Source organism: Rhodococcus sp. ENV425 (genome assembly GCF_002887785.1).
Classification (GTDB): Bacteria; Actinomycetota; Actinomycetes; order Mycobacteriales; family Mycobacteriaceae; genus Rhodococcus; species Rhodococcus aetherivorans.
Window position 1 is genome coordinate 718 of record NZ_PCZU01000272.1, and the last position, 5,838, is coordinate 6,555.

The following is a 5,838-nucleotide window of genomic DNA, read 5'->3' on the forward strand; positions in this document are numbered from 1 at the left end:
GCCTCGGTGCGGGCCTCCTGCAGCGCGAGAGCGGCGTCGGCGCTCGCCTGGCCGGCGAGGTTCGCGCGGACCTCGGCCTCGCTGGGGCCGAACTTGCTCAGCAGCCGGCGCCGGCCGGGCCGGATCAGACCCGCCAGGGTCTCGCTGACGCGGCCGGCCAGGTTCTCGCCGAATCCCCAGCCGTGTCGCACTGGACGTTCCGGCACCTGCACCTCCCTGTTGCGCGACGGCCGCGCCGTCGAGTGCTGCCGGCCGGTTCGTCGGCGGCCGGCCGTCGTGTGTGGCAGACCGCCCCAGCCTAGCCCGCGACACGGCCCCCTCCGCGCGTTGCCGCATGTGGCCGGTGGGTGTGACGTTCGTCTCGGTGGGGTATGACGCACAGTTGACCCCATGAGCGAACATCTGCCCGGACCCGCCGCCACATCCGGCACCCGCCACGAGATCACCCTCCTCGTCCGAGCCGGCTGCGGTGCCTGCGCGCCGGCACTGACTCTGCTCGAGCAACTGTGCGACGAGTTCGGAGCCGGGCTGACGTGCATCGACGTCGATCGGGCTGCCTCAACGGATCCCGACCTGCGCGCCGAATTCGGCGATCGTCTGCCGGTGGTGCTGCTCGACGGCCGTGAACACAGCTACTGGGAGGTCGACGAGCCGCGGTTGCGGGCCGATCTCGCCGGTTGAGCGCCCCTGGGCGGAACCGTCGTGCAGGTGAGAAGCACATTCGGGGCCGTTCGAGCAACTTTGTGCAGGGCTTCACAAGCGGTTACCGTGGTGTGAACGAATCCCCCGGATCACCGTGAGGACCGACGTGTACCCGTCGGCCGGACGAGGAGCCACGAACGTGACAGAGCTGCACCCCCCGCAGGGCGACGCTGCCCGCGGCGGCGTCGCCGAAGTCGGCGGGGGTGCGTCTCCCGGTGTCCCTGTGCGGGACATCCCCCAGGCTACTGTGACGCGTCTCGCGACGTATCTGCGGGTCCTCGGAATGCTCGCCGACGAGGGCACGCTCATCGTCTCGAGCGAGGAACTCGCCACCGCGTCCGGGGTCGGTTCCGCGAAGCTTCGCAAGGATCTGTCCTTTCTCGGGCCCAACGGGGTGCGCGGCGTCGGCTACGACGTGCTGCGCCTGCAGGCCCGCATCGAGAACGCACTCGGCCTCGACCGGGGGCACCGCGTGGTGCTCGTCGGCGTCGGCAATCTCGGCCGTGCCCTGGCCGGGTACGCCGGCTTCGACCGCCGAGGGTTCACGATGGCCGGACTGTTCGACGCCGACCCGGCGCGGGTGGGGACGCGGGTGGGGAACCTGACCATCCGCCACGTCGACGGGCTCGAAGCGGCCGCCCGCGAACTCGGTGCCACGATCGGCGTCATCGCCACCCCGGACGCCGCCGCCCAGGGTGTGTGCGACCTGCTGGTGCGCTCCGGTGTCCGGTCCGTGCTGAGCTTCGCCTCGGCGCCCCTCGCGGTGCCCGACCATGTCGAGGTCCGGCGGGTCGACCTGTCCGTGGAAATGCAGGTCCTCTCGTTCCACAGCGCCCGCAACGACGCACTCGCCCAGGTGGCGGGCGGCAGTCACGCGGGCCTGACCGACACCCGGCGCGCCGCGTCGGGGCTCACCGCGCCGAGCGCGAACGGGCACACCGCATCAGGAACGCCGAGCCCAGTGGCCTCGGCAGCGACAAGAAACGGATCGGTGATTGCGCCGTGAGTGTTCTCCTCGTCGGGGTCTCGCACAGGACCGCGCCCGTCTCGGTCCTCGAGAAGGTCGCCGTCACCGACACCGATCGACCCAAGCTGACCGACAAGATGATGGCCTCCGACCACATCTCGGAGGCGATGATCGTCTCCACCTGCAACCGGGTGGAGATCTACGCGGTGGTCGACGCGTTCCACGGTGCGCTGGCCGACGTCAGCGAGCTCATGGCCGAGCACTCGGGCCTGACCCTCGTCGACCTGCACAAGCACGCGTACGTGCGCTACAGCGAGGCGGCCGCCGAGCATCTGTTCGCCGTGGCCAGCGGGCTGGACTCCATGGTGGTCGGCGAGCAGCAGATCCTCGGCCAGATCCGTACCGCCTACGCGAGCGCCGACGCCCAGCAGGCCGCCGGCCGGGCCCTGCACGAGCTGGCCCAGCAGGCGCTGCGCGTGGGCAAGCGGGTGCACACCGAGACCGGCATCGACGCGGCGGGTGCCTCCGTCGTGTCGGTGGCGCTGGACAAGGCCGCGACATCGCTCGACGGTCTCGCCGGCCGCACCGCCGCCGTGATCGGCGCGGGCGCGATGGGCGGGCTCGCCGTCGCGCACCTCACCCGCGCCGGAATCGGGCGCATCGTGGTGGTCAACCGGACCCGCGAGCGCGCCGAGCGGCTCGCCGAGACCGCACGCGGCAACGGCGTCGAGGCCGACGTCATGCCGTTCGAGCGGCTCGCCGCCGCGTTGTCGCAGGCCGATGTGGCCGTCACCTGCACGGGGGCCGTCGGTACGGTCGTCACCCTCGCCGACGCGCACCGGGCCCTCGCCCAGCCCGAGCGCAGCACCCGCCCGCTGGTGATCTGCGATCTCGGCCTGCCGCGCGACGTGGAGCCTGCCGTCTCGGGTCTGCCCGGCGTCACCGTCTTCGACATGGAGTCGCTGCAACGCGATCCCGCGGCCGGGGCCGCCGCCTCCGACACCGAGGCCGCCCGCTCGATCGTCGCCGGCGAACTCGCCGACTACCTCGCGTCCCAGCGCCTCGCCGAGGTCACCCCCACCGTCACCGCCCTGCGCCAGCGTGCCGCCGAGGTCGTCGAGGGCGAGCTGCTGCGGCTCGAGTCCCGGTTGCCGGGGCTCGACGACGGTCAGCGCGGGGAGGTCGCCCGCACGGTGCGCCGCGTCGTGGACAAGCTGCTGCACGCGCCGACGGTGCGCGTCAAGCAACTGGCGTCCACCCCCGGCGGCGACCAGTACGCCGAGGCGCTGCGCGAGCTGTTCGAACTGCGTCCGGGTGCCGCCGAGGCCGTCGCCACCCCGGTGGCGAAGGAGCTCGGCGCGCTGCCCGACGTGACCGGCGCGACCGATCTCTCGGCCGCGCTGGATCCGGCCGTCACCACGGAGCTGCAGGCTCCCCGGAAGCAGTTTCCCGGCCCGCTGGGGGCTCCCCGAGAGGAAAGGCAGGCATGAGCGCCGAGGTCGCATCGGACACCCGGATCGAAGCCGGGACCGGCAGCCGCACGCTGCGGATCGGAACGCGCGGCAGCCTGCTGGCGACCACGCAGGCGGGCACCGTCCGGGACGCGCTGATCGCCGCCGGCCATCCCGCCGAGCTGGTCGTCATCACCACCAAGGGCGACGTGACCGCCGGTCCGGTCGAGCGGATCGGCGTCGGCGTCTTCACCGCCGAGCTGCGCGAGGCGCTGCTCGCCGGCGACGTCGACCTGGCCGTGCACTCGTACAAGGATCTGCCGACCGCGCAGGATCCGCGTCTGGTGATCGCGGCCGTGCCGCCGCGTGAGGATCCGCGGGACGCGCTCGTCGCCCGCGACGGCCTGGTGCTCGGCGAACTGCCGCCCGGCTCCCGCGTGGGCACCTCCGCGCCGCGGCGCCGTGCCCAGCTCGCCGCCATGGGCCTGGGCCTCGACATCCAGCCGCTGCGCGGGAACATCGACACCCGGCTCGGGAAGGTCGCGTCCGGCGAACTGGACGCCATCGTCATCGCCCGGGCGGGGCTCTCGCGCATCGGCCGCCTCGACCGGATCACCGAGTCGCTCGAGCCGGTGCAGATGCTGCCCGCGCCCTCCCAGGGGGCCCTCGCGGTCGAATGCCGCGCCGGGGACACCGCACTGATCGAGATCCTCGCCGGCCTCGACGACCGCGCCAGCCGCGTCGCGGTCGTCGCCGAACGGGCCCTGCTCGCCGAGCTCGAGGCCGGCTGCACCGCCCCGGTCGGGGCCGTTGCCGAGGTCGTCGAATCCCTCGACGACGACGGCCGCGTGATCGAGGAACTGTCCGTGCGCGGCTGCGCCGCCGCCCTGGACGGCTCGGACGTGCTGCGCGCGAGCGCCGTCGGCGATCCCGACCGCGCGGAGGAGCTGGGCCGGGCGGTGGCCCGCGAGTTGCTCGATCTCGGTGCGCGCGAGCTGATGACCAGCCGTGCGGACGACGCGCCGGAACAGGGCACCGCAGATGTTTGACGCCCTCTGTCCACACCCCAGGTTTCCCCTTACCGCAGATTTGACCGCACTGGAGAATGACCGATGAGCCGAGTCCGTAAGCACAATCCCGGACGGATCCTGTTCGTGGGAGCTGGGCCGGGCGACCCGGCTCTGCTGACCGTGCGAGCCCGCGACGTGCTCGCGGGCGCGACGATCGCCTTCACCGACCCCGACGTCGACAAGGGGGTGGTCGCGCTCGTCGGTACCACCGCCGGCCGGGACCCGGAGACCGGGGAGCCCGTCGCCGAGGTGCGTCCCGCGCTGGGCGAGCCCACCGAGGTCGCCAAGACCCTCGTCGCGGAGGCGAAGAACGGCCACGACGTCGTGCGCCTCGTCGCCGGTGATCCGCTGACCACCGACTCGGTGATCGCCGAGGTCAACGCCGTCGCCCGCACCCAGGTGGTGTTCGAGGTCCTGCCGGGCCTGACCCCCGGCTCGGCCGTGCCGAGCTACGCGGGCATGGCCCTGGGCTCGTGCCACACCGAGGTCGACGTGCGCGGCGAGGTGGACTGGGCGGCGCTCGCCGCCGCGCCCGGCCCGCTGGTGCTGCACGCCACGTCCGGTCACCTCGCGGAGACCGCCAGCGCCCTCGTCGAGCACGGGCTGGCGCCGCAGACCCCCGCGGCGATCACCGTCCGTGGCACGACCCGTCAACAGCGCACCGTCGAGGCCACCCTCGCCACGCTCAACGATGCCGGCTCCGAGTTGGTGGGGCCGCTCATCGTCACCGTCGGCAAGATCGTCTCGCAGCGCGGCAAGCTCTCGTGGTGGGAGTCTCGCGCGCTGTACGGCTGGACGGTGCTGGTGCCGCGCACCAAGGAGCAGGCCGGGGAGATGAGCGAGCGGCTCGTCGCGCACGGCGCCATCCCGATCGAGGTGCCGACCATCGCCGTCGAGCCGCCCCGCAGCCCGGCCCAGATGGAGAGGGCCGTCAAGGGTCTCGTGGACGGCCGCTACCAGTGGGTGGTGTTCACCTCCACCAACGCGGTGCGCGCGGTGTGGGAGAAGTTCGAGGCGTTCGGTCTCGACGCCCGCGCCTTCTCGGGCGTGAAGATCGCGTGTGTCGGGCAGGCGACGGCGGACAAGGTGCGCTCGTTCGGGATCACCCCCGAGCTGGTGCCCTCCGGTGAGCAGTCCAGCGAGGGCCTGCTGGCCGAGTTCGCCCCGTACGACGACGTTTTCGACCCGGTCAACCGGGTGCTGCTGCCGCGCGCCGACATCGCCACCGAGACCCTCGCCGAGGGCCTGCGCGAGCGGGGCTGGGAGATCGACGACGTGACGGCCTACCGCACGGTGCGGGCAGCGCCGCCGCCGGCCGAGACCCGCGAGATGATCAAGACCGGTGGGTTCGACGCGGTGTGCTTCACCTCGTCCTCGACGGTCCGCAACCTCGTGGGTATCGCCGGTAAGCCGCACGCGCGCACCATCGTCGCGTGCATCGGGCCGAAGACCGCGGAGACCGCGATCGAGTTCGGCCTGCGGGTGGACGTGCAGCCGGAGACCGCCCAGATCGGTCCCCTGGTGGAGGCGCTCGCCGAGCACGCCGCCCGGCTGCGGGCCGAGGGCGCGCTGCCGCCGCCCCGCAAGAAGTCCCGCGCCCGCCGCTGACCCACCGTGCGCGGTTCCGGTGGCTGCCGCTACCGAAACC

5 protein-coding genes and 1 pseudogene are annotated in these 5,838 nt (G+C 73.0%); 5 read left to right on the forward strand and 1 reads right to left on the reverse strand.

Translation table 11 applies throughout. The features are described 5' to 3' along the window. Window positions 1-206 (reverse strand): annotated as a pseudogene (locus CQZ88_RS31880) (HAD-IB family hydrolase); the annotation flags it as partial. 184 nt (window positions 207-390) lie between these two features. Here CQZ88_RS31880 and CQZ88_RS25625 point away from each other — a divergent pair. The 5 genes from CQZ88_RS25625 to CQZ88_RS25645 all read left to right on the forward strand — a co-directional run bounded on the left by CQZ88_RS25625 (window position 391) and on the right by CQZ88_RS25645 (window position 5,798). Further along, entirely contained in the window at window positions 391-681 is a 291-nt protein-coding gene (locus CQZ88_RS25625) for a glutaredoxin family protein (protein WP_006935968.1), read from the forward strand. Window positions 682-841: 160 nt separating this feature from the next. Then, window positions 842-1,708 carry a redox-sensing transcriptional repressor Rex gene (locus CQZ88_RS25630; protein ID WP_006935964.1) on the forward strand — a complete coding sequence of 289 codons (867 nt, stop codon included), beginning with the start codon at window positions 842-844 and terminating at the stop codon, window positions 1,706-1,708. Next, window positions 1,705-3,159, forward strand: coding sequence for a glutamyl-tRNA reductase (locus tag CQZ88_RS25635; protein WP_006935962.1), 1,455 nt, complete (start codon window positions 1,705-1,707; stop codon window positions 3,157-3,159). Before CQZ88_RS25630 ends, CQZ88_RS25635 begins: the two co-directional genes overlap by 4 nt. Continuing rightward, complete coding sequence (hemC, locus tag CQZ88_RS25640) at window positions 3,156-4,169, forward strand: hydroxymethylbilane synthase (RefSeq protein ID WP_006935961.1); 1,014 nt, start codon at window positions 3,156-3,158, stop codon at window positions 4,167-4,169. The genes CQZ88_RS25635 and hemC overlap by 4 nt, the downstream gene beginning before the upstream one ends. Before the next feature lie 63 nt (window positions 4,170-4,232). Then, window positions 4,233-5,798: a bifunctional uroporphyrinogen-III C-methyltransferase/uroporphyrinogen-III synthase gene (locus tag CQZ88_RS25645; protein ID WP_006935959.1), complete on the forward strand. Its 1,566-nt coding sequence runs from the start codon at window positions 4,233-4,235 to the stop codon at window positions 5,796-5,798. The last annotated feature ends 40 nt before the right edge of the window (window positions 5,799-5,838 follow it).